The 22,518-nt window shown below is 66.4% G+C and carries 20 protein-coding genes and 1 riboswitch; of the genes, 16 read left to right on the top strand and 4 right to left on the bottom strand.

Features of this window, described 5'->3' with window-relative positions; all coding sequences use genetic code 11:
- Positions 1–28: 28 nt before the first annotated feature.
- Genes CEQ44_RS18895 through CEQ44_RS18885 form a run of 3 tightly spaced genes read left to right on the top strand, consistent with a single transcriptional unit; the run spans position 29 to position 4,241 of the window.
- Positions 29–1,543, top strand: a complete 1,515-nt coding sequence (locus CEQ44_RS18895; RefSeq protein WP_088183387.1) for an efflux transporter outer membrane subunit — start codon at positions 29–31, stop codon at positions 1,541–1,543.
- Positions 1,536–2,687 carry an EmrA/EmrK family multidrug efflux transporter periplasmic adaptor subunit gene (locus CEQ44_RS18890; RefSeq protein ID WP_088183388.1) on the top strand — a complete coding sequence of 384 codons (1,152 nt, stop codon included), beginning with the start codon at positions 1,536–1,538 and terminating at the stop codon, positions 2,685–2,687. The genes CEQ44_RS18895 and CEQ44_RS18890 overlap by 8 nt, the downstream gene beginning before the upstream one ends.
- Positions 2,688–2,711: 24 nt before the next feature.
- A complete protein-coding gene (locus CEQ44_RS18885) occupies positions 2,712–4,241 on the top strand; it encodes a DHA2 family efflux MFS transporter permease subunit (RefSeq protein ID WP_088183389.1) in 1,530 nt (509 codons plus the stop codon).
- 57 nt (positions 4,242–4,298) lie between these two features.
- Here CEQ44_RS18885 and CEQ44_RS18880 read toward each other — a convergent pair whose 3' ends face one another.
- Positions 4,299–4,820: a molybdenum cofactor guanylyltransferase gene (locus tag CEQ44_RS18880; protein ID WP_088183390.1), complete on the bottom strand. Its 522-nt coding sequence runs from the start codon at positions 4,818–4,820 to the stop codon at positions 4,299–4,301.
- Positions 4,821–4,860: 40 nt separating this feature from the next.
- On the opposite strand from CEQ44_RS18880, the gene CEQ44_RS18875 reads away from it, so the two are divergent.
- From CEQ44_RS18875 to CEQ44_RS18845, 7 genes are all read left to right on the top strand, one after another.
- The gene (locus tag CEQ44_RS18875; protein ID WP_088183391.1) at positions 4,861–5,763 is read left to right on the top strand and encodes a LysR family transcriptional regulator; all 903 of its coding nucleotides are present in this window, start codon (positions 4,861–4,863) and stop codon (positions 5,761–5,763) included.
- Between the two features lie 96 nt (positions 5,764–5,859).
- Positions 5,860–6,312 carry an NAD(P)H-dependent oxidoreductase subunit E gene (locus CEQ44_RS18870; RefSeq protein WP_088183397.1) on the top strand — a complete coding sequence of 151 codons (453 nt, stop codon included), beginning with the start codon at positions 5,860–5,862 and terminating at the stop codon, positions 6,310–6,312.
- Complete coding sequence (locus tag CEQ44_RS18865; RefSeq protein ID WP_088183392.1) at positions 6,309–7,946, top strand: NADH-ubiquinone oxidoreductase-F iron-sulfur binding region domain-containing protein; 1,638 nt, start codon at positions 6,309–6,311, stop codon at positions 7,944–7,946. The genes CEQ44_RS18870 and CEQ44_RS18865 overlap by 4 nt, the downstream gene beginning before the upstream one ends.
- Positions 7,943–10,801: a formate dehydrogenase subunit alpha gene (gene fdhF / locus CEQ44_RS18860; protein ID WP_088190790.1), complete on the top strand. Its 2,859-nt coding sequence runs from the start codon at positions 7,943–7,945 to the stop codon at positions 10,799–10,801. Before CEQ44_RS18865 ends, fdhF begins: the two co-directional genes overlap by 4 nt.
- 9 nt (positions 10,802–10,810) lie before the next feature.
- Complete coding sequence (locus tag CEQ44_RS18855) at positions 10,811–11,116, top strand: formate dehydrogenase subunit delta (RefSeq protein WP_176400261.1); 306 nt, start codon at positions 10,811–10,813, stop codon at positions 11,114–11,116.
- Between the two features lie 31 nt (positions 11,117–11,147).
- Positions 11,148–11,942, top strand: coding sequence for a formate dehydrogenase accessory sulfurtransferase FdhD (gene fdhD / locus CEQ44_RS18850; RefSeq protein WP_088183350.1), 795 nt, complete (start codon positions 11,148–11,150; stop codon positions 11,940–11,942).
- A 69-nt stretch (positions 11,943–12,011) separates the two neighbouring features.
- Positions 12,012–12,227, top strand: a riboswitch (cobalamin riboswitch).
- Positions 12,228–12,395: 168 nt separating this feature from the next.
- The gene (locus CEQ44_RS18845; RefSeq protein ID WP_088183349.1) at positions 12,396–14,234 is read left to right on the top strand and encodes a TonB-dependent siderophore receptor; all 1,839 of its coding nucleotides are present in this window, start codon (positions 12,396–12,398) and stop codon (positions 14,232–14,234) included.
- 36 nt (positions 14,235–14,270) lie between these two features.
- Here CEQ44_RS18845 and CEQ44_RS18840 read toward each other — a convergent pair whose 3' ends face one another.
- Complete coding sequence (locus CEQ44_RS18840; RefSeq protein WP_088183348.1) at positions 14,271–15,080, bottom strand: ABC transporter substrate-binding protein; 810 nt, start codon at positions 15,078–15,080, stop codon at positions 14,271–14,273.
- Between the two features lie 116 nt (positions 15,081–15,196).
- On the opposite strand from CEQ44_RS18840, the gene CEQ44_RS18835 reads away from it, so the two are divergent.
- Together CEQ44_RS18835 and CEQ44_RS18830 are read left to right on the top strand one after the other, a co-directional pair.
- Positions 15,197–16,192: an iron ABC transporter permease gene (locus CEQ44_RS18835; RefSeq protein WP_088183347.1), complete on the top strand. Its 996-nt coding sequence runs from the start codon at positions 15,197–15,199 to the stop codon at positions 16,190–16,192.
- Positions 16,186–16,965, top strand: coding sequence for an ABC transporter ATP-binding protein (locus CEQ44_RS18830; protein WP_088183346.1), 780 nt, complete (start codon positions 16,186–16,188; stop codon positions 16,963–16,965). The genes CEQ44_RS18835 and CEQ44_RS18830 overlap by 7 nt, the downstream gene beginning before the upstream one ends.
- Positions 16,966–17,052: 87 nt before the next feature.
- Here the strand turns inward: CEQ44_RS18830 and CEQ44_RS18825 are convergent, their stop codons facing one another.
- The gene (locus CEQ44_RS18825) at positions 17,053–18,225 is read right to left on the bottom strand and encodes a penicillin-binding protein activator (RefSeq protein WP_088183345.1); all 1,173 of its coding nucleotides are present in this window, start codon (positions 18,223–18,225) and stop codon (positions 17,053–17,055) included.
- Positions 18,226–18,281: 56 nt separating this feature from the next.
- Here CEQ44_RS18825 and rsmI point away from each other — a divergent pair, with 56 nt between their 5' ends.
- The 4 genes from rsmI (at position 18,282) to CEQ44_RS18805 (ending at position 21,346) form a co-directional block, all read left to right on the top strand.
- Positions 18,282–19,124 (top strand): 16S rRNA (cytidine(1402)-2'-O)-methyltransferase, encoded by an 843-nt coding sequence (rsmI, locus tag CEQ44_RS18820; RefSeq protein WP_088183344.1) that lies wholly within the window; start codon positions 18,282–18,284, stop codon positions 19,122–19,124.
- Positions 19,121–19,474: a YraN family protein gene (locus CEQ44_RS18815; RefSeq protein WP_088183343.1), complete on the top strand. Its 354-nt coding sequence runs from the start codon at positions 19,121–19,123 to the stop codon at positions 19,472–19,474. The genes rsmI and CEQ44_RS18815 overlap by 4 nt, the downstream gene beginning before the upstream one ends.
- Before the next feature lie 144 nt (positions 19,475–19,618).
- The gene (gshB, locus tag CEQ44_RS18810; RefSeq protein WP_088183363.1) at positions 19,619–20,593 is read left to right on the top strand and encodes a glutathione synthase; all 975 of its coding nucleotides are present in this window, start codon (positions 19,619–19,621) and stop codon (positions 20,591–20,593) included.
- Between the two features lie 153 nt (positions 20,594–20,746).
- Positions 20,747–21,346, top strand: coding sequence for a DedA family protein (locus CEQ44_RS18805; RefSeq protein ID WP_088183342.1), 600 nt, complete (start codon positions 20,747–20,749; stop codon positions 21,344–21,346).
- Position 21,347: 1 nt separating this feature from the next.
- On the opposite strand, the gene CEQ44_RS18800 is transcribed toward CEQ44_RS18805, so the two are convergent.
- Positions 21,348–22,238: a tyrosine recombinase XerC gene (locus CEQ44_RS18800; protein ID WP_088183362.1), complete on the bottom strand. Its 891-nt coding sequence runs from the start codon at positions 22,236–22,238 to the stop codon at positions 21,348–21,350.
- Between the last annotated feature and the right edge of the window lie 280 nt (positions 22,239–22,518).

The following is a 22,518-nucleotide window of genomic DNA, read 5'->3' as shown; positions in this document are numbered from 1 at the left end:
ATTTTCATACTAGGTGGTACGGTTTGATATGTCCGTGAGTCGCATTGCCCTGGCCGCCCGCACGGGAGGCATGGCTTCTTCCATCCTGCTGCTGGCCGCCTGCGCCGCGGTTCCCGATCTGGGGGCGAAGCCCGAATTACGCGCCCCCGCCACTGTCGCGGCGGACCGCAGTCTTACGGCCGCGCCCGTGGCGTGGCCGGGCGATGACTGGTGGAGCGCCTATGGCGATCCGCAGCTGGACGCGCTGATCGCCGAAGGGCTGCGCGAATCGCCCGACGTCGCCGCCGCCAGCGCTCGTTTCCGCAAGGCGGCCGGCATGGCGCAACAGGCGGGCGCGGCGTTGCTGCCGTCGGTCGACCTGGAGGCGAGCGGCGGCGCGACCAAGCAAAGCTATAATATGGGCCAGCCCCGCAATTTCGTGCCGAAGGGCTGGCTGGGCACCGGGCGCGTGGCGCTCGATCTGGGCTTCGACCTGGACTTGTGGGGCAGGAACAAAGCGGCGCTGGCCGCCGCCACGTCGGAGACGCGCGCGGCGCAGATCGATGCGCATCAGGCGCGGTTGGCGCTGACGACGGGGATCGCCGACGCCTATGCCGACCTGGCGCGGCTGTATGACGAGGCGGATATCGCGCGGCAGACGCTCGACATCCGCGTGGCGAGCCAGAAGCTGGCGGCCGATCGGCAGCGCAACGGCCTGGACACGCGCGGCAGCGTGCGCCAGGCGGACGCCACCGTGTCTGCCGCGCGCGCGCAACTGAGCGCGGCAACCATGGCGATCGAATTGCGCCAGCATCAGATTGCGGCGCTGATCGGCGCCGGGCCGGATCGAGGCCTGTCGATCGCCCGTCCCAAGATCGGCGCGCTGGCGCCGCTGGGCCTGCCCGCCGACGTCACCACCAATCTGGTCGCCCGCCGTCCCGACATAGCCGCGGCGCTCGCCCGCGCAGAGGCGGCGGCCAAGCGGATCAAGGTGGCGCGGGCCGACTTCTTCCCGGCGCTGCGGCTGAGCGCGCTGATCGGCGTCCAGTCGCTGGGCTATGATACAGTGTTCACCGGCACGTCGGCGACGGGCACGGCCAAGCCGTTCATCAACAGCCTGTTCGACAAGGGGTCGCTGTTCGGCACGGTCGGCCCGGCGATCAGCCTGCCGATCTTCCACGGCGGAGCGTTGCAGGGCCAGTATCGCGGCGCGCGCGCCACTTATGACGAGGCGGTCGCTTCCTATGACAAGGCCGTGCTGACCGCTTACCAGGAGGTGGCTGACGCCGTGACCATGCGCAAGACGCTGGATCAGCGGCTGGTGGATGCGCGCGCGGCGGTGGCCGCGTCGCAGGACGCCTATGGCATTGCCCAGAAACGCTACAAGGGCGGGCTGTCCACCTATCTTGACGTGCTCAATGTCGAGGACCAGCTGCTCGGCGCGCGCCAGTCCCTTGCGGGGTTGGAGGCGAGCGCCTTTTCGACCGATATCGCCCTTATCCGTGCGCTGGGCGGCGGCTTTGCCGCCAGCGACTTCCAGTCCAAGGACCAACCCCATGGCTGACGCCACGCCACAAACCCCCGCGCCCGACAGCGACGATATGCAGCAGGAAGGCCGCCAGTCGGCGCGCAAGACATGGCTGATCCGGCTTGGGCTGATCGTCATCGTCGGCGGGCTGTTGTGGGGCGCATGGTATCTGCTGGTCGGGCGCAATCATGTCGCGACCGACAACGCCTATGTGAACGCGGAAATGGCGCAGGTGACGCCGCTGATGTCGGCGCAGGCGGTCGACGTGCTGGTCAGCGATACCCAGCAGGTGAAGCGCGGCGACATATTGGTGAAGCTGGACCCGACCGACGCGCAGATCGCGGTGGCGCAGGCGCAGGCCGACCTGGCCGAAGCCAAGCGCAAGTTCCGCCAGACGAGCGCGACCAGCACGTCGCTGGCCGCGCAGGTGGATGCGCGCGGCGCGGATATCGTGCAGGCGCGCGCCCAGCTGGCGACCGCCCAGGCCGATCTGGAAAAGGCACGGGTCGACCTGCAGCGGCGCGAGGCGCTGGTCAGCGATGGCGCGGTGTCGGGCGATGAAGTGACGAGCGCACGCAAGGGCTATGCGGCTGCAAAGGCGGCGCTGGACCTGGCGCGCGCCGGCGTCCAGACCGCGCAGGCGACGCGGAGCGCGGCCAGCGGACAGCTGGCCGCCAACGACGCGCTGGTGCGCGGATCGACCATCGATACCGACCCCAGCGTGATGGCGGCGCAGGCCAAGCTGGATTCTGCAAAGCTGAACCTGGAGCGTGCGGTCATCCGCGCGCCGATCGACGGCGTCGTCACCAAGCGGCAGGTGCAGGTGGGCCAGCGCGTGACGCAGGGCAGCCCGATCATGACCATCGTGCCGATCGCCCAGGTTTATGTCGACGCCAATTTCAAGGAGCGCCAGCTGCGCGGCGTGAAGGTCGGGATGCCCGCCAAGGTCACGTCCGACCTATATGGCAGCGACGTCGTCTATCATGGCAAGGTCGTCGGCTTTTCCGGCGGCACGGGCGCGTCCATGTCGCTCATCCCGGCGCAGAATGCGACCGGCAACTGGATCAAGGTGGTGCAGCGCCTGCCGCTGCGCATCGCGCTCGACCCCAAGGAATTGGCGGCGCATCCGTTGCGCGTGGGCCTGTCCATGGATGTCGAGATCGACCTGTCCGAAAAGTAAGGCGAAAAAAGGAATGTCCGGGCGATGAGCAGCGACGACGACATTTTTTCGCGGCTTTCCCCGCGCAGCCGGACGCTGGCCGGGCTGGTGCTGGCGATGAGCAATTTCATGGTGGTGCTGGACCTGACCATCGCCAATGTCTCCGTGCCCCATATCGCCGGCAACCTGGGTATTTCCCCTGATCAGGGAACGTGGATCATCACATCCTATGCGGTCGCGGAGGCGATCTGCGTGCCATTGACCGGCTGGCTGGCCCAAAGATTCGGGGTGGTGCGGGTGTTCACCCTGGCAATGATAGGCTTTGGATTATTTTCGCTGCTGTGTGGATTGTCCAGCACGCTGGCCATGCTGGTCGCCTGCCGCATCGGGCAGGGGGTTTGCGGCGGGCCGATCATGCCGATGTCGCAGACCTTGCTGATGCGCATATTCCCTCCCGAAGCGCGCGGACGGGCAATGGGCCTGTGGGCGATGACGACCCTGATGGGCCCGGCGTTAGGGCCGATCATCGGCGGCTATATCAGCGACAATTGGAGCTGGCACTGGATCTTCTTCATCAACCTGCCGATCGCGGCGCTGTGCGTGTTTGCCGCGCAGGCGTTGCTCAAGCCTGTGGAGACGGAAACGGCCAAGGTGCCGATCGACAAGGTAGGATTGTTCCTGCTGATTTTCTGGATCGGCTGCCTCCAGATCATGCTGGATATCGGCCGCGATCATGACTGGTTTGCCGATCCGTTCATCGTCACGCTGGCGATCCTGGCGATTGTCGGCTTCGTGGCGTTCGTGATTTGGGAGCTGACGGAGGAGCATCCGGTGGTGGACCTGCGCGTGTTTCGCCATGTCGGCTTCAGTTCCGGCCTGTTTACCTTGTCGCTGTGTTTCGGGGCCTATTTCGCCAGTATCGTCGTCATCCCGCAATGGTTGCAGATGTCGATGGGCTACACCGCGACGCTGGCCGGGATCGTCACCGCGACGACCGCCATGGCCGCGCTGTTGAGTGCGCCGGTTGCGGCGAAGATGATGTCCAGGGCCGATCCGCGCCTGCTGATTTCTTGCGCCGTGGCATGGCTGGGCATCTGGTCCTTCGTCCGCGCCCACTGGACCAGCGGCATCGATTTCGATTCGATGCTGATCCCGCAATTCCTCCAAGGCTTTGCCCTGCCTTTCTTCTTCATCCCGCTGACCACCCTGACGCTGGGATCGGTGCTGCCCGAAGAGACGGCGTCCGCGGCGGGCCTGCAAAATTTCGTGCGCACCATGGCGACGGCGGTCGCGACGTCGCTGGTGCTGACCAGCTGGGGCGATGCCCAGCGCGTGTCGCGCAACGATTTGGCCGCGGCGTTGCAGCCCGACGCCACCCAGTCGCTGCTGTCAGGCATAGGCATGGACCCCGAACAGGCGCGGCAGATGATTTCCAACCTGGTGGAGCAGGAGGCGATCGTGCTGGCGGTGGACCATGTCTTCTTCATATCCGGCATCGTCCTGTTCGTAGCGGCGGCGATCGTGTGGATCGCGCCCAAGCCCCGCGCCGATGTCGATACCTCTGCCGCCCATTGAGCGGCAGGTCGGGCCAGGGCGATCCGGTGCATGGTCCCGCCTGCGCGGGAATATGCGTCACAGACCGGCCAGATCCTCCGGCCGGTTGATGTTGGGCAGGACCAGATCCGGCATCTCCACCACGCGCGCGTTCACGCGTTCGATCCAGCCATAGATCGATCGACTATTCTCCTCCGCCAGATGAGCGTCCAGTTCGCTGGCCATGATGGCAGGCCACCATCCCAGCAATTGCTGGCCTAGCAACACGGCGGGGCGATCGCCGATCAGTGCGGCGGGCAGGGCGGCGGGGTAGAAGGGCATGTCGCATCCGGTGGTGAGGACGCCGACGAACCCGTGGCTGCGCGCATGATGCAGCGCTGCGTTGAGGCCGCCCAGCGGGCCGAGGTCCGGGGCCGGGCGATCGGGCAGGCCGCCGGCTCGTCCGCAGACGACGATGGCGGCCACATGCGGCGCCAGCCCTGACCTGGCATGATCGATCAGGGTGCGGCCGTCCGCCAGGCGCGCCAGCGCCTTGTCGCTGCCGAAGCGGCTGGAGCGGCCGCCGGCCAGCACCGCGCCCAATATCGGTCCTTCGTGCATTGCTTGATAGCTCCCCTCTATAAAGCCTATAGCAGAGCCGATGCAGACCCGGCTTGTCGAATATTTCCTGGCGCTGGAGCGCGAAGGCCATTTCGCGCGCGCGGCGACGCATTGCAACGTGTCGCAACCCACGCTGTCGGCGGGGATCGCCACATTGGAGGCGCAACTGGGCAAGCGGCTGATCCGGCGCGACCGGAAATATGGCGGGCTGACGGCGGAGGGGGAAGCGATATTGCCCTGGGCGCGGCAGCTGGTCGCGGCGGCCGAAGCGCTGGGGCAGGCGGCGGAGACGGCGCGGGGGCCATTGAAGGGCGAGTTGCGGCTGGGGGCGATTCCCGCGGCGATGCCCGCGATCGGGTGCCTGGTCGCGGCGATGCTGGCGCGGCATCCGGGGCTGAATGTCTCCATCCGGGCGCTGACGTCGCGGCAGATCGAGCGGGATCTGGCGGCGTTCGAATTGGACGCAGGGCTGACCTATCTGGATTTCGAGCCGCCGGCCCATGCGCTGTCCGTGCCACTTTATGTCGAGCGGACGATGCTGGTAAGTGCGGTGGGCGGGGTATCGGTGCCCGATCCGCTGGACTGGACGGCGCTGGCCGCGTTGCCGCTGTGCCTGCTGCATCAGGGGATGCAGAATAGGCGGATATTGGACGCGCGCTTGGCGGAACGCGGGCTGGCGCTGCGGCCGCTGGTGACGGCGGACAGCTATGTCGCGCTGCTGGCGCTGGTGCAGCAGGGGCGGCTATGTTCGATCATTCCCGATAGCCATGCGACGTTACTGGACGGGCTGGCTTGGGCGCGGACGCATGAGATGCCGGACGGGGATGAGGGCAGCCGGATCGGCGTGATCGTGTCGGACAGGGCGCCGATGGGGCCGCTGGCGCAGGCGGTGCTGGGCGTGGCGCGCGAGTTGCGATTGCCGCCGGGGTTTCGGAAGGCGTGATAGAGTTTCTCTATGGTAGATATCTGTCTTCGATTTGACCCGATGGCTGTGGGCGATCAGGATTGCGCGCAAAACAGGGCCAAAAGGCAGGGTATGATGGAAGAGTTTATCGGCGCGTGGACCGCGCGGCATGGCGCGACGCGGGACCGGCTGTTGCCGCTGCTCCATGCGGTGCAAGCGGAGGCGGGCCATATCGACGATGCGATTGTGCCGGTGATCGCCAGAGCGCTGAACCTGAGCCGTGCGGACGTGCATGGCGTTGTTACCTTCTATCATGATTTCCGGCGGGTCGCGCCGGGGCGGCATGTGGTGAAGCTGTGCCGGGCGGAAAGCTGCCAGGCGCGGGGCGGCGCGGGAATCGAGGCGGCGGCGGCGCAGCGGCTGGGCGTGGCGATGGGCGAGACGCGGGCCGACGGGCAAGTGGCGCTGGAGCCGGTCTATTGCCTGGGCCTGTGTGCGATCGGCCCCAATGCGCTGGTCGATGGGCGGCCAGTGGCGCGGATCGACGCGGAGGCGTTGGAGCGGATCGCGCTGGAGGTGGCGGCATGACGCGCGTGTTTGTAAGCCGCGACATGGCGTCGGTCGCTTTGGGCGCGGATGATGCGGCGCGGGCCTTTGCCGAAGCCGGGTGCGAGGTGGTGCGGACCGGATCGCGCGGGCTGTTCAGCATCGAGCCTTTGGTCGAGGTGGAGACGGCGGACGGGCGCATTGGCTTTGGGCCTGTCGGGCCGGGCGATGTGGCGGCGGTGCTGGACGGGACGCATGGGGCGCGACTTGGGAAAGTGGAAGACCTGCCCTTTTTTGCGGGGCAGCAGCGGTTCACCTTTGCGCGCTGCGGGGTGATCGATCCGTTGAGCCTGCATGATTATGCGGCGCATGGGGGCTGGGTGGGGCTTAATGCGGCGCGCGCGCTAGAGCCGCAGGCGGTGGTCGATGCGGTCAAGGCGTCGGGGCTGCGCGGGCGTGGCGGCGCGGGTTTTCCGACCGGGATCAAATGGCAGACGGTGCTGGATTCGCCTTCTGGTGAGAAATACATCGTCTGCAATGCGGATGAGGGCGACAGCGGCACCTTTGCCGACCGGATGCTGATGGAGGGCGACCCCTTTTGCCTGATCGAGGGGATGGCGATCGCGGCCCATGCGGTGGGTGCGGGGCATGGCTATATCTATATTCGATCCGAATATCCGTTCGCGATCGCGACGATGCGCGCGGCGATCGCGGCGTCGACGCACATCGTCGCGCCTTTCGCGCTTGAAGTGCGCGAGGGGGCGGGGGCCTATGTCTGCGGCGAGGAGACGGCGCTGCTCGATTCGATCGAGGGCAAGCGCGGGCAGGTGCGGGCCAAGCCGCCTTTGCCGGCACTCAAGGGGTTGTTTGGGCAGCCGACGGTCATCAACAATGTGCTGAGCTTGGCGGCGGTGCCTTTCATATTGGCGCAGGGGGCGGAGGCTTATGCGGCGGTCGGGTTCGGCCGGTCGCGCGGCACGATGCCGGTGCAACTGGCGGGCAATGTGCGGCATGGCGGGCTTTACGAGATCGGGTTCGGCATCACCCTGGGCGCACTGGTGAACGACATCGGCGGCGGTACGGCGAGCGGGCGGCCGGTGCGCGCGGTGCAGGTGGGCGGGCCGCTGGGGGCCTATTTCCCGCCGTCCATGTTCCATCTGCCGTTCGATTATGAAGCGTTCGCGGCCGCCGGCGGCTTGATCGGCCATGCCGGGATCACGGTGTTCGACGACAGCGTGGACATGGCGCATATGGCGCGCTTTGCGATGGAGTTCTGCGCGGCGGAAAGCTGCGGCAAATGCACGCCCTGCCGGATCGGATCGACGCGGGGGGTGGAGATTATGGACCGGATTATCGGGGCGCGAGGCAATTCAACATCCGTTCGCCCTGAGCCTGTCGAAGGGCTATCCTTCTTGGAGGATAAGAGGAAGGCTTCGACAGGCTCAGCCCGAACGGGGGAGGGGTATTTGGATAAAGCCCTTTACTCGCGCACACCGGATCGGATCGACGTGTCGATCGAAGCGCAGACCGCGTTGCTGCGCGATCTGGCCGATACGATGAAATATGGGTCGCTGTGCGCGCTGGGGGGCTTCACGCCTTATCCGGTGCTGAGCGCGCTTGATTATTTTCCTGAGGATTTCGGTGCGCCTGCACCCATCAAGGAGGCTGCGGAATGAGCTTCGCCCGCGAAACGGACCATGGCACGCCGGCGGCGCCGGTAATTAATGGCGCCACGGGCAAGAGCATCACGCTGACCATCGACGGGCAGAGCGTCACTTTACCCGAAGGCACCAGCATCATGCGGGCTGCGTCGCTGATGGGCGGGTCGATCCCCAAGCTGTGCGCCACGGACAATGTGGAGAGTTTCGGATCGTGCCGCCTGTGCCTGGTCGAAGTGGAGGGACGCAATGGCTATCCCGCCTCCTGCACCACGCCGGTCGCGGAGGGCATGGTGGTGCGTACGCAGACCGACCGGCTGAAAAAACTGCGGCGCGGGGTTATGGAGCTTTATATCTCCGATCATCCGCTCGATTGTTTGACCTGCGGGGCGAACGGGGACTGCGAATTGCAGGATCAGGCGGGCGCGGTGGGGCTGCGCGATGTGCGCTATGGCTATGACGGCGCGACCAATATGGGGCAGGCGAAGGACCAGTCGAACCCCTATTTCGATTTCGATCCCAGCAAGTGCATCGTCTGTTCGCGCTGCGTGCGCGCGTGCGAGGAAGTGCAGGGCACGTTCGCGCTGACGATCGAGAATATGGGGTTCGACTCCAAGGTGTCGGCGTCGCAGGGCGAGGATTTTCTGGGGTCCGAATGCGTGTCCTGCGGGGCGTGCGTGCAGGCCTGCCCGACCGCATCGCTGATCGAGAAGGCGGTGGTGGAGATCGGCACGCCCGACCGGGCGGTCGTCACCACCTGCGCCTATTGCGGCGTGGGCTGCACGTTTCGCGCGGAAATGCGGGGAGAGGAACTGGTGCGGATGGTGCCGTGGAAGGACGGCAAGGCCAATCGCGGGCATAGCTGCGTCAAGGGGCGCTTCGCCTGGGGCTATGCCCAGCATCAGGACCGCATATTGAACCCGATGATCCGTGCGTCGGTGCGCGAGCCGTGGCGCGAAGTGTCGTGGGAGGAGGCGATCGCCCATACCGCGTCGGAGTTTCGGCGCATTCAGGGTAAATATGGCACGCGCAGCATCGGCGGGATCACGTCAAGCCGCTGCACCAATGAGGAGACGTTCCTCGTCCAGAAGCTGATCCGGCAGGGGTTCGGCAACAATAATGTCGATACCTGCGCGCGGGTCTGTCATTCGCCGACCGGCTATGGGTTGAGCCAGACCTTCGGCACGTCGGCGGGCACGCAGGATTTTGACAGCGTGATGCAGGCCGACGTGATCCTGGTGATCGGGGCCAATCCGACCGACGGGCATCCGGTGTTCGCCAGCCGCATGAAGCGGCGGTTGCGGCAGGGCGCAAAGCTGATCGTGATGGACCCCCGCCGCACCGATCTGGTGAAATCGCCGCATGTCGAGGCGGAACATCATCTGCCCTTACGGCCGGGCACCAATGTCGCGATGCTGACCGCAATGGCGCATGTGATCGTGACCGAGAAGCTGTATGACGAAGCCTTCATTCGCGAGCGGTGCGATTGGGATGAGTTTGCCGATTGGGCGGATTTCGTGTCGGAAGCGGCGCGTTCGCCCGAGGCGATCGAACCGCTGACCGGCGTGAAGGCGCAGGAGGTGCGCGCGGCCGCCCGGCTCTATGCCACCGGCGGCAATGGCGCGATTTACTACGGCCTCGGCGTCACTGAGCATAGCCAGGGCAGTTCGACCGTGATGGCGATCGCCAACCTGGCCATGGCGACCGGCAATGTCGGGCGGGAAGGCGTGGGCGTGAACCCGCTGAGGGGCCAGAATAACGTGCAGGGAGCGTGCGACATGGGCAGCTTCCCGCATGAATTTTCGGGCTATCGTCATGTGTCCGACACTGCGACGCGGCAGTTGTTCGAGGCGGCGTGGGGCGTGGCGCTGGACGCCGAACCAGGGTTGCGTATCCCCAATATGCTGGACGCGGCGACCGACGGGACGTTCAAGGGGCTGTTCGTGCAGGGGGAGGATATCCTCCAGTCCGATCCCAATACCAAGCATGTCGCGGCGGGGCTGGCGGCGATGGAGTGCGTGGTGGTGCAGGATCTGTTCCTCAACGAAACCGCCAATTATGCGCATGTCTTCCTGCCCGGATCGACATTCCTGGAGAAGGACGGCACCTTCACCAATGCGGAGCGGCGCATCCAGCGGGTGCGCAAGGTGATGGCGCCGCTCAACGGCCACGCCGATTGGGAGATCGTGCAGCTGGTGGCGAACGCCATGGGGCTGGCGTGGACCTATGATCATCCCTCGCAGATCATGGGCGAGATTGCGGCGCTGACGCCGACCTTTGCAGGCGTGCACTACGACCGGTTGGAGGCGGAAGGATCGCTGCAATGGCCGGCTAATGACAGCGCGCCCACGGGCACGCCGACGATGCACAGGGACGGCTTCGTGCGGGGGAAGGGCAAGTTCGTCGTCACCGACTATGTGCCGACCGACGAGAAGACCGGGCCGCGCTTCCCGCTGCTGCTGACGACCGGACGGATATTGAGCCATTATAATGTCGGCGCGCAGACGCGGCGGACGGCGAATACGGCGTGGCACCCGGAGGACCGGCTGGAAATCCATCCGAGCGATGCGGAGAACAGGGGGCTGAAGGATGGCGATTGGGTGACGCTGCGCAGTCGGGCGGGGGAGACGACGCTGCGTGCGCTAGTGACCGAGCGGGTTGCGCCGGGGGTGGTCTATACGACCTTCCATCACCCGGAGACGCAGGCGAATGTCATCACCACCGACTATTCGGATTGGGCCACCAATTGTCCGGAATATAAGGTGACGGCAGTGCAGGTGATGGCGTCCAATGGCCCCAGCGACTGGCAGCAGGATTATGCCGATCAGGCGCGCCTGAGCCGCCGGATCGCGCCGTTGGAAGCGGCGGAATAGGTGGCGGGCATGAGCGACGACACGCATGTCATGTCGACGACTGATCGGCTGGTCTATATGGCGCATCAGATCGCGCGCAATATTGCGACCATGGGGGAGGATAAGGCGATAGAGGCGCTGGCCGAACATCTGACCCGTTTCTGGGATCCGCGGATGAAGGCGCAGATTATCGCGATTGCGCAGGAGCAACCGGATCGGCTGTCGCCGATCGCGGCAGCCGCCGTCGCGCGGATGGCGCAGGGCCGGGCGGCGCCGGATGTGGATGCGGCGCAATTCAATGCGGTGGACGAGGCCGGACATTGCGACGCCGGTTGAGCGGCGGGCGATCCACCGCTAGGCCGGGATAATGGATGCCGACCGCCAGAGCCTGCGCTTCGACCGCCTGACGCCCGATGGCGGGACGGCGGCGATCGATCGCACGCTGGCGGAGGAAGTGCCGGTCGCGATCGAATTTAACGGCATCGGCTATGCGGTGCTGATGGCGACGCCTAGCGACATCGGCGACCTCGTGCTGGGCTTTGCGCTGGCCGAGCGGCTGATCGGGCCGGAGGATGGGGCGTTCGATGTCGATGCCTATCGCACCGACCAGGGGATCGTGGCGCGCGCGACATTGCCGTCGGGTCGCACCGATGCGCTTCTGGAACGGGTGCGGCATCGGGTGTCGGAATCCTCCTGTGGCATTTGCGGGATCGAAAATTTGGAGCAGGCGATCCGGCCGCTGCCGAGGGTTGCCGCTACGTCGCGGACGGACCGAGCCGCCATTTTTCGTGCGCTGGACGCGCTCGACGATCACCAGCCGTTGAACGCGGCTACCGGCGCGGCCCATGCCGCCGCCTGGGTTGGGGCGGACGGCATGATCCGGCTGGTGCGGGAGGATGTCGGGCGGCATAATGCGTTCGACAAGCTGATCGGGGCGATGGCGCGGATCGGCGCGGATTGGGATGGCGGCTTTGCGCTGCTCTCGTCGCGCTGTTCCTACGAACTGGTGGAGAAGGCCGTTCTGGCCGACTGCCCGCTGCTCGTCACCATTTCCGCGCCGACTCGGCTGGCCGTGAGCCGCGCGGAGGAAGCGGGCCTGCCGCTGGTCGTGCTGGCGCGGCGGGACGCGATGTTGCTGCGGAGCAACAGGGCGCTGGTTTAAGCCGTCACCCGCTTGGCATCGCCGACACTTTCCCTTAGAGCGCGCGGCGTGGGGGCGGCTTGGCTTTCCCTGCAACATGATCGCGCCGGTGCCCGGCAACGGGCTTAATCGGGAATGTGGTGCGGGCGTGCGAGCGCCCAATTCCATGGCTGTCCCTGCAACTGTAAGCGGATAGCGCGATGCATAAGGTCGAAAGACCGGCCACTGGACGTCACGTCCGGGAAGGCTTTGCATCGTTGCTGTGACCCGCGAGCCAGGAGACCTGCCGGCGCTTGGTCGCTCTTGCTTTGGTCCAGGGGATGGCCGGGGCACGGTGGTTTTCCGTCGAGCGACGCCATGCGGCCGGGCCGCATCGGGTTGTGGACGGGATATGGCGTCATCCCCTGCCTCCGCCCGGCCGCTTGCGAAAGCGGAGACCCCGGCCCACGTCGCATCGACGCCGGGGGATTATATATGTTGAAAACAGGGATTTCGTTGGCAGCGCTGATCGTGGCGACGCCGGTTTTGGCGCAGGATGACCAGATCGTCGTCACCGCGTCGGGCATTGCGCAGTCGCGCGACGAGGTCGGCCAGGCGATCACGGTGATCGATGCGGAGACGATCGAGACGCGGCAGACGATCGACGTGGTGGACCTGCTGGCGACGACGCCGGGCGTGCGCTTCAGCCGCAACGGCAGCGTCGGCAGCCAGACCGGCGTGTCGTTGCGCGGGGCGGAAACGACGCAGACTTTGGTGCTGATCGACGGGGTGAAGGTCAACGACCCCAGCGGCATCGGCGACGGTTATGATTTCGGTCCGCTGCTGACCGGCAATATCAAGCGGATCGAAGTGCTGCGCGGCTCCAACTCGGTGGTGCATGGCAGCCAGGCGATCGGCGGCGTGGTCAATATCATGACCGGGGTGCCGGTCGAGGGCTTCGGCGCGAATGCGTCGATCGACTATGGCTATAGCGATACGCTGAGCGCCAAGGCGGATGTGTCCGGGACCAGCGGTATCGCCGCGGGCGGGATCGGCGCGGCCTATTTTCGGACCGACGGTATTTCATCAGCCGCGGGTGGCACGGAGCGCGACGGGACCGAGAATATCGCGACCAACGCGCGGCTGACGCTGAATTTCACCGAGGCGCTGAGCCTGGACCTGCGCGGTTACTATATCCACGCGGACCTCGACTATGACAGCTTCTTCGGCGCGCCCGCCGACAGCAGCGACGTGTCGAAGATGGATCAATATGTCGGTTATGCGGGGCTGAACCTGGCGCTGCTGGATGGCAAGCTGACCAACCGCGCGGCGGTGACCTATTTGCGCAACGACCGCGACTATTATTTCGTGCGCGGGACCGACCCGGATTATGGCTATTCGGGCACGAACCTGCGCTTCGAATATGAGGGCGTCTATGCCCCGGTCGATCAGGCCAAGCTGGTGTTCGGTTATGAGCATGAGCGGCCGGATTATGATTTCTTCGGGTTCGGCGACACGGCGAGCGCGCGGATCAACATCGACAGCGTCTATGGGCTGGCGATCGTGAAGCCCTTCACGGGGCTGGCCGTCACTGGTGGCGTTCGGCATGACGATCATAGCCAGTTCGGCGGTGCGACGACCTTCGGCGCGAACGCCAATTATTCGCCCAATGGCGGCGCGACCAATGTGCGGCTGAGCTATGGCGAGGGGTTCAAGGCACCCTCGCTATATCAGTTGTACGACACGTTCAGCGGCAATGCGGCGCTGCGCCCCGAACGGTCGAAAAGCTATGATGTCGGTTTCGACCAGAGCCTGGACGGCGGGCGGGCGATGCTGTCGGTGACCGCATTCCGCCGTGATACGCGTAACCAGATCAATTATGACAACGCCACCTTCACCTATGGCAATCTGGACCGCACCCGCGCCAAGGGCGTGGAAGCCTCAATCGCGCTGAAGCCGGTCGATGCGCTGACCGTGACGGGCAGCTACAGCTATGTCGATGCGCGGGACCGGTCGGCTGGGTCGGCCAATTATGGCCATCGCCTGGCCCGCCGCGCCGCCAATGCGGTGAGCCTGTCGGCGGATTATGTCTGGTCCTTCGGCCTCTCCACCGGCGCGACGGTGACGATGGTGGACGATAGTTTCGACAACGCAGCCAACACGCGGCGGCTGGACGGCTATGCGCTGGCCGGGGTGCGGGCGTCGATGCCGCTGGGCGAGCATCTGGAAGTCTATGGCCGGATCGACAATCTGTTCGATGAGACCTACGCCACAGCCTATGGCTATGGAACCTACGGCCGGTCGGCCTATGGCGGCGTGCGTGTCCGCTTCTAATCGGAACTACCGGGGGCGGGCGTGACGCCTGCCCCCTTATCGCGGCGCGTTGAGGCGCTGCGTGATGGCGCGCGCGGCCTGCACATAGGCGGGGCCGCCGCAGACGGTCCAGCTTTGCGGCAGGCTGATGCGCGGGATGGTGGCGAGCGCGGGGTGGTGCAGCATTTCCGTGCCCTGATCCACCACCCGGTCGGTGGCGCTTTCCACGATCAGCCAGTCGGGGCGGGCGGCGACCATTTCCTCCAGCGGCACTTGCGCCAGCGGCGGCTTGCCCAACTTCGCCGCGAGATTGACGAGGCCTACGCGGCGCATCAGATCATCGATCAGCGTGCCGGTGCCGGTCATATAGCCGCGGCGCTGATAATAGGCTGCGACGCCGCCGCCTTTGGGGCGGGGCAGGGCGGCGAGATCGCGGTGCATGGCTGCGATCAGCGCTTCGCCGCGATCGACATGGCCGGTCGCGTGGGCGACCTGACGGATCTGGTCGAGAATCGCGGCATAGCTGTCTGCGCTGGCGAGGCCGAGTGTCCGCCAGTCGCCCGGCGGCGCGCCCGCCACCTGATTGGGACCGATCGGGAAGCCCAGGATGAGGTCGGGCTGGATCGCCAGCACTTCCTCCGACGTGCGGCGCAGGGTGCGGAAGTGGCGGGCTTTGGTAGCTGCCGCGGAGAGTTCGGGGTCGCGAGCGTTGCTGCTCAAAGCGGCGATCTGCGCCGGGTCGGCGAGGGCGAGCAGATATTGGTCGGCGCAGACATTGAGCGACACGACGCGGCGGGGGGCGGCCGGCGTGGCGGCGCTGGTGAGCAGGAGCAGGGCGGTGGTCGCGAGCGTCAGGGGGCGAATCATCGGGATTGCCTAACAGCAGGACGTGTTCCTGCGAAGGCAGGAACCCAGTCCCGCCGTTTCAACTGGGTTCCCGCGTTCGCGGGAACACGATGTCTTTTAGACAGGCGATGGTGCCTATGACCGCGCGTCGGCATCCCTTGCTGATCCCCGGCCTGCTGCTGCTGGTCGTGACGGCGGCGTTCGGCTCCGTGCTGCTGGGCGCGGTGGCGATCAGTCCGGCGCGGGTCTGGGCGGTGCTGACGGGCGGCGGCGATGCCATTGCCCGCGCCATCATCATCGACCTGCGCGTGCCGCGGATGTTGCTGGGGTTGATCGTCGGCGGGATGCTGGGGGTAAGCGGGGCGGCGTTGCAAGGTTATTTGCGCAATCCGTTGGCCGAACCGTCCGTGCTGGGGGCGTCCAATGCGGCCGCGCTGGGGGCGGTGTGTGCGCTCTATTTCGGACTCGCGCAGGTGCATGTGCTGGTGCTGCCCCTGCTGGCGATCACGTCAGCGTTGGTCGCCATCGGCACGCTGTTCATGCTGTCGGGATCGGCGGAAAGTCCGTTGACGTTGATCCTGGCGGGGATCGCGGTGGCGACGCTGGCGGGGGCGGGGATCAGCCTGGCGCTCAACCTGTCGCCCAATCCCTTCGCCGCGATGGAAATTATGAGCTGGCTGATGGGGAGCCTGGAAAATCGCAGCTACGCCCATGTGTGGATCGCGCTGCCCTGCGTTCTTGTCGGCGCGGCGTTGCTGATTGCCGATGGGCGGACGCTGGACGCGCTGACCTTGGGGGAGGACGGCGCGCAGGCGCTGGGCGTCAACCTGTCCGCCGCGCGGCTGCGCATGATGTTGGGCGTGGCGATTGGCCTGGGCGGCGCGGTGGCGGTGTCGGGGGCGATCGGCTTCGTCGGGCTGATTGTGCCGCATCTGGTGCGGCCGCTGACCGACCGGTCGCCTTCCGCCGTATTGCTGCCGTCGCTGCTGGGCGGGGCGGCATTATTGACGCTGGCGGATATCGGCGTGCGGCTGGTGCCCACCACCAGTGAATTGAAGCTGGGCGTGGTGACGGCGTTGCTGGGCGTACCGGTTTTCTTGCTCCACCTGATGCGGGCGCGGCGGCTATGGTGACGATTGCGGCACAGGGGCTGTCGGTGCGGCTTGGCCGTCATGCGGCGGTGCGGGATGTAGAGGTGACATTGGAGCCGGGGGCTTTGGTGGGCGTGATCGGTCCTAACGGAGCGGGTAAATCCACGCTTATCCGAACGCTGCTGGGGCTGGTGAAGCCGGCGGCGGGGCAGGTGACGATCGACGGACAGGATGTGGCGATGATGGATCGGCGGGCGATGGCGCGCGCCGTTGCCTATCTGCCGCAGGGGCAGACGTTGCATTGGCCATTGGCGGTCGAGCGGCTGGTGGCGCTGGGGCGGTTGCCGCATCTGGGGCCCTTGTCGAGACTGACGCGCGATGACGAGGCGGCTGTCGAGGCGGCGATGGTGCGGGCCGATGTGCTACATCTGAAAGGCCGGGTCGCGACCGAATTGTCAGGGGGTGAGCGGGCGCGGGTGCTGCTGGCGCGAGCGCTGGCGGTGGGCGCGCGCGGGCTGATCGCGGACGAACCGCTCGCCGCGCTTGATCCGGGGCATCAGATCGATGTCATGGACCTGCTGCGCGGTGAGGCGCGGGGCGGGGCGCTGGTCGTCACGGTGTTGCACGACCTTGGCATGGCGGCGCGCTATTGTGACCGATTGTTGTTGATGGATGACGGCGCGCTGGTCGCTGACGGCGCGCCGGTGAACGTGCTGACGGCGGAGGCGCTGGCGCGGGTTTATGGCGTCACCGCGCGGATCGAGCGGGACGGGGACGTGCCGCTGATTGTGACCATGGGGCGGGTTAACGGATAAGATAGCCGTTCGTTTCGAGCGAAGTCGAGAAACGTGCGCGCAGCGCTGCCGGCTTCTCGACTATGCTCGAAGCGAACGGTGTCCAGATTACTCCCCAAAGCCCCTGGGGGCGGGATCGGCGACGGTTACGGCGCCGGCGCCGACTTCGCTGACTACCAGCGCGCGTTCGGCGACGCCGGCGCGGTTGAAGCGGAACGCGCCGTCGATGCCGGAAAAGCCGCCCGCGTCGCGCAGGCGCGCGGCGGGGAAGGGAGAACCCGGCTTCCAGTCTTGCGCGATCCGTACCGTCAGCAGCACCGAATCATAGCCAAGCGAGGACAGGCGGAAGGGCGCGCTGCCGTAGCGGGCGCGATATTTGGTCGCGAGCTGGCGGTAGAGCGCGTCGGACACGCTGGCGAACCAGGCGCCGCGCAGGACGGGGCTGGCGGCCAGCGTGCCTTCCGTATTCCACAATTCCGTGCCCAGCAGCCGCGCGGTCGCGCCGCCATTTTTGCGCACGATCGGCGCGACCTGGAGTGCGACGCGGCCGCTGTCGGCGATCAGCAGCGCGTCATAGCTGGACGACGCCTGCAATTTCTTGACCGCTGCGGTGATGGAGGCAGGGGTCCGGTCGAACGTCTGCATGGAAACCACCGTGCCGCCGGCCTGCTCGACCGCGCGCAGCAGCGCATTGCCTGCCCGTTCGCCATAAGTGCCGCGCGGCACCAGCGCGCCGAAGCGGGATAGACCCTTGCCCCTAGCGAAGCCGACGACGCGGTCGATCGACTGGGCGGTGTTATAGCCCAGCACATAGACGCCGCTGCCTGCGATGCTGGCGTCGTTGGAGAAGCTGATGACCGGCACGTTGGCGCGTGCGGCGATCGGGCCGATGACGCGGGCGTCCTCCGCCAGCAACGGGCCAAGGACCAGGCGGTTGCCATCGGCCAGCGCCCGGTTCACCGCCGCTGCCGCGCCGAGCGCGGTGTCGTAGGTGGTGATGCGCACCCGGTCGGTCTTCGTATCCATCAGCGCCAGCGTGGTGGCGTTGGCGATCGATTGGCCCACGCCCGCATTGGGGCCGCTCATCGGCACCAGCAGCGCGACGCGGTGGCGGGTGGCGTCGGTCGGCAGGCCCTGCACCACTTCGGGGCCGGTCGGCCGGGTCGGGCCGGTGGGCGCGACTGGCCCCGGCCCCTTCGGCACGATCGATTGACAGGCGGCCAGGAACAGCGCCGCCCCCATGAAGGCGCAACGCGCGCCGCGCTTTGCCGCCGCGAACATGTTTGTTCGCCTTGGTGCTTGCCGGGGGGCATCCGTCTCTGTCATCTGGCGTCCTTATGGAAACTCGAACTTCTGGGCTTGAGCCTGGGCTTTATATCGTGGCGGGGCCGATCGGCAACCTTGGTGACCTCACGCCGCGCGGGGCGGAAGTCCTGCGGCTGGCCGATGTGGTCGCCGTGGAAGATACACGGGTAAGCGCGCGATTGCTGCGCCATGCCGGGTCCGACCGGCCGATGGTGCCCTATCATGACCATAGCCCCGAAAATGTGCGGCAGCGGCTGGTGGATCGAATGGCGGGCGAATCGGTGGCGTTGCTGTCGGACGCGGGGACGCCGCTGATTTCCGATCCGGGCTATAAGCTGGTGCGTGATGCGCGGGCGGCGGGGCGCCGGATTACGACATTGCCGGGGCCAAGCGCGGCGATCGCGGCGTTGACTTTGTCGGGGCTGCCGACCGATCGGTTCCTGTTCATGGGGTTCCTGCCGAGCAAGGCGAAGGCGCGCGGGGACGCGCTGGACGAGGTGGCGGGGTTGCGCGCTACCTTGGTATTCTACGAAAGTGGCCCGCGATTGTCGGAAAGCCTGTCCGCCATGGCCGCGCATCTGGGGGATCGCGATGCGGCGGTGAGTCGCGAGATCAGCAAGACGTTCGAGGAAACGGCGTGTGGCACGCTGTCCGAACTGTCCGCCCGCTACGCCGATGCGCCGCCCAAAGGCGAGATCGTCGTCACCGTCGGCCCGCCCGGCGACGCGCCGCCCGCGAGCGCCGAGGATGCCGACGCGGCGTTGCTGGAGGCGCTGACCAGGCTGTCGGTGTCCAAGGCGGCGGGGGAGGTCGCCAAGAAGCTGGGGCTGGACCGGCGGACGTTGTATGATCGGGCTACGGAATTGAAGGGGTGAAGAGAGAGGCGGCGGAGAAGCGCGGGCGGCAGGCCGAACGCATCGCCGCCTGGTGGCTGCGCCTGAAAGGCTGGCAGATTGTCGGCCGCCGGATGCGGACGCCCGCAGGCGAGGTCGATCTGGTCGCGCGGCGGGGGGCGATGATCGCCTTCGTGGAGGTCAAGGCGCGGGCGAGCGCTGCCGAACTGGACCTGGCGATCGACGAGCGGCGGCTGGCGCGGGTCGCGAAGGCGGCGGAAATCCTGTGGCATGATCTGGCGAAACCGGGGGACGACATGCGAATCGACGTCATCCTCCTTGCGCCCGGCCGCGCGCCGCGCCATCTGGCCAATGTCTGGCATGGGGGGTGAAGGCCTGCCCCATCTATCAATCCCGTTCGTTTCGAGCGGAGGTTCGAGCGAAGCCGAGAACCGCAGTCGAGACAGGGTTCTCGACGGACGCTTCTCGACAAGCTCGAAGCTGCTCGAACCGAACGGTTTAAGGGAATGACGCGCATGACCGAACTCAACCCCCTGACCGTCGCGATGCAGATGGACCCGATGGAGGGCATCAAGATTGCTGGCGATTCGACCTTCCACATCATGCTGGCGGCGCAGGCGCGGGGGCACAGGCTCTATCATTATCTGGCGCCCGATCTGACCTTCCGTGACGGCCGGGTGCTGGCAAAGGCGCGGCCGGTCAATGTGCAGAAGGTTGAAGGCGATCACTTCGCCTTTGGCCCGGCAGAGGTGCTGGACCTGGGCCGCGACGTCGATGTGGTGTGGATGCGGCAGGACCCGCCGTTCGACCTGAGTTACATCACCGCCACACATTTGCTGGAGCGCGTGCAGGAAGAGACGCTGGTGGTGAATGACCCCGGCAGCGTCCGCAACGCGCCCGAAAAACTGTTCGTGCTGGACTATGCGCGCTTCATGCCGCCGACGATGATCGCACGCGATCTGGCCGAGGTTAAGAGCTTTCTGGCCGAGCATGGCGAGATCGTGGTGAAGCCGCTCTACGGCAATGGCGGCGTGGCGGTGTTCCATGTCGGCAGCAATGGCGCGAACCTGTCTTCGCTGGTGGAATTGTTCAAGGCGTCCTGGGTCGAGCCGTTCATGGCGCAGGCGTTCATCCCCGGCGTGGCGCAAGGGGACAAGCGCATCGTGTTGATCGACGGCGAAGTGGCGGGGGCGGTGAACCGGATTCCCGGCAAGGGCGAAATCCGGTCGAACCTGGCGGTCGGCGGCTCAGCGGCAAAGACGCAGCTGACCGACAGGGAGCGCGAAATCTGCGCGGCGATGGGGCCGGAGCTCAAGGCGCGGGGTTTGCTGTTCGTCGGAATCGACGTGATCGGCGGCGAGTGGCTGACCGAGATCAATGTGACGTCGCCGACGGGCATCGTGTCGATCGATGCGTTTGACGGGATCGATACCGGCGGCATGATCTGGGACGCGATCGACGCCCGGCTGGCGGCGCGGGCGGCTGGTTGAAGGCACTATCACACATCCGTTCGGGCTGAGCCTGTCGAAGCCCTGCACTGTTGAAGAAAAGTAAGACCCTTCGACAGGCTCAGGGCGAACGGAAGAGAGGGTGGTGCGTTGATCCATCTTCCTGTCCTTCAAGAACCAAGTGAGCGATATTTCATGACCGACTGGGTTCTGCGCCTAATCGATGCGGGCGGCTATTGGGGCATCTTTTTCCTGATGATCCTGGAAAATGTCTTTCCGCCGATCCCGTCCGAACTCATCATGGGCATTGGCGGCATCCGTGTCGGGCAGGGGCGGATGGACATGGGCTGGCTGCTGCTGGCCGGCACGATCGGCACCACGGTCGGTAATTATTTCTGGTATCTGGTCGGCCATGTGCTGGGGTTCCAGCGGTTGAAGCCGCTGGTCGATCGCTATGGCCGCTGGGCGACGCTGGAATGGCGGGATGTCGAGGCGCTGGACCGGCTGTTCGGCAAATATGGCCAGATCGTCGTCTTCGTCTTCCGCTTCATGCCCGCGTTCCGCACGATGATCTCGCTGCCCGCCGGGCTGTTTCGCATGGGGCATGTGCGCTTCCTGCTGTGGACGGCCGGCGGGGCGCTGATCTGGAACGTGATCCTGGCCTATGCGGGTTACGTGCTGGGGCAGAATTTCAATGACATCGATACCTATGTCGGCCCGGTGGCGACCGCCTGTGTGGTGGGGGCGGTGATCCTCTATCTCTGGCGGCTCGCGACCTGGCGGCCCAAGGGTTGATTCACGCCCTGGGATGGGCGTTGCGATAGATATCGAGCAGGTGCGCGGCATCGACCTGGGTATAGACCTGGGTCGAGGACAGGCTGGCATGACCGAGCAGCTCCTGCAAGGATCGCAGGTCCGCGCCCCGGCCCAGCAAATGGGTCGCGAAACTGTGGCGCAGTGCGTGGGGCGTGGTGCGATCGGAGAGGCCCAGTCGTCCGCGCGCCCCCTGCACCGCCCGGCGGATGAGCGCGGGGGACAGCGGTCCGCCGCGTGCGCCGCGGAACAGCGGCTGGTCGCGGGCGGGCGGATAGGGACAGGCTGCGACATAGGCGTCGATCGCGGCGCGCACCTGCGGCAGCAGCGGAACGATGCGGGTCTTGCCCCGCTTGCCGGTGACGCGCAGCGTGTCGCCCAGCGGCAATATGTCGCCGGCCAGCCCCATCGCCTCACCGATGCGCAGGCCCGCGCCGTAGAGCAGCAGCAGCACCGCCCAGTCGCGCGCGCCAATCCAGCCTTCACGCGCGGTTTCGGCGATGTCCTGCGCCAGGGCGACAGCTTCGTCGGGGGAGATGGGGCGGGGGAGGCCGCGCTTGACCCGTGGCCCCTTGAGTTGCGGGACGCGGGCGTCGTCGCCGCCGATAAATTTGAGGAAGCCGCGCACGGCGGATAGTTCGCGGGCGGCGGAGAGGTTGCCGATCCCGTCCATGCGCCGCGCGGTGAGGAAGGCGCGCAAGTCGGCTTGGTCGATGTTCGCAAGCATGGCCGGGCTGACCGCTTCACCGCGATGCTCTTCGAGGAAGGCGATCAGCCGCTCGGCCGTGGCGACATAGGCGCGCACGGTGTGGACCGAGCGCCGCCGGTCGAGGGCGAGATGCTGGCGCCAGCGTTCGGGGAGGGCGGGGGTCATGTTGGACTGGCCGCGCTTAACTTCGCGCATTTCCCGCTGGTTTTGAAATTTTTGGACAGGGGTTGGACATATTGTTGCGAGGGAGATGGGGCAGGGATGGCGCAGGCGATGAACATCGGGAGGGCTTATCAGATGCGCGCGATGTAGGACAGGTTGATGGCGAGGAGGGGGGGGGGCGGATTTGGGGGTCCGCGCGAGGCTTCACGCAAAAGCCGACGTAAAAATGCCGTCACCCCAGCGAAGGCTGGGGTCTCGTGGGGCGGCACGTAGCGGTTGAACT

It is taken from the genome of Sphingobium sp. Z007 (genome assembly GCF_900013425.1).
In the GTDB taxonomy this organism is placed as follows: Bacteria; Pseudomonadota; Alphaproteobacteria; order Sphingomonadales; family Sphingomonadaceae; genus Sphingobium.
This window is presented reverse-complemented; position numbering and strand designations above follow the sequence as displayed.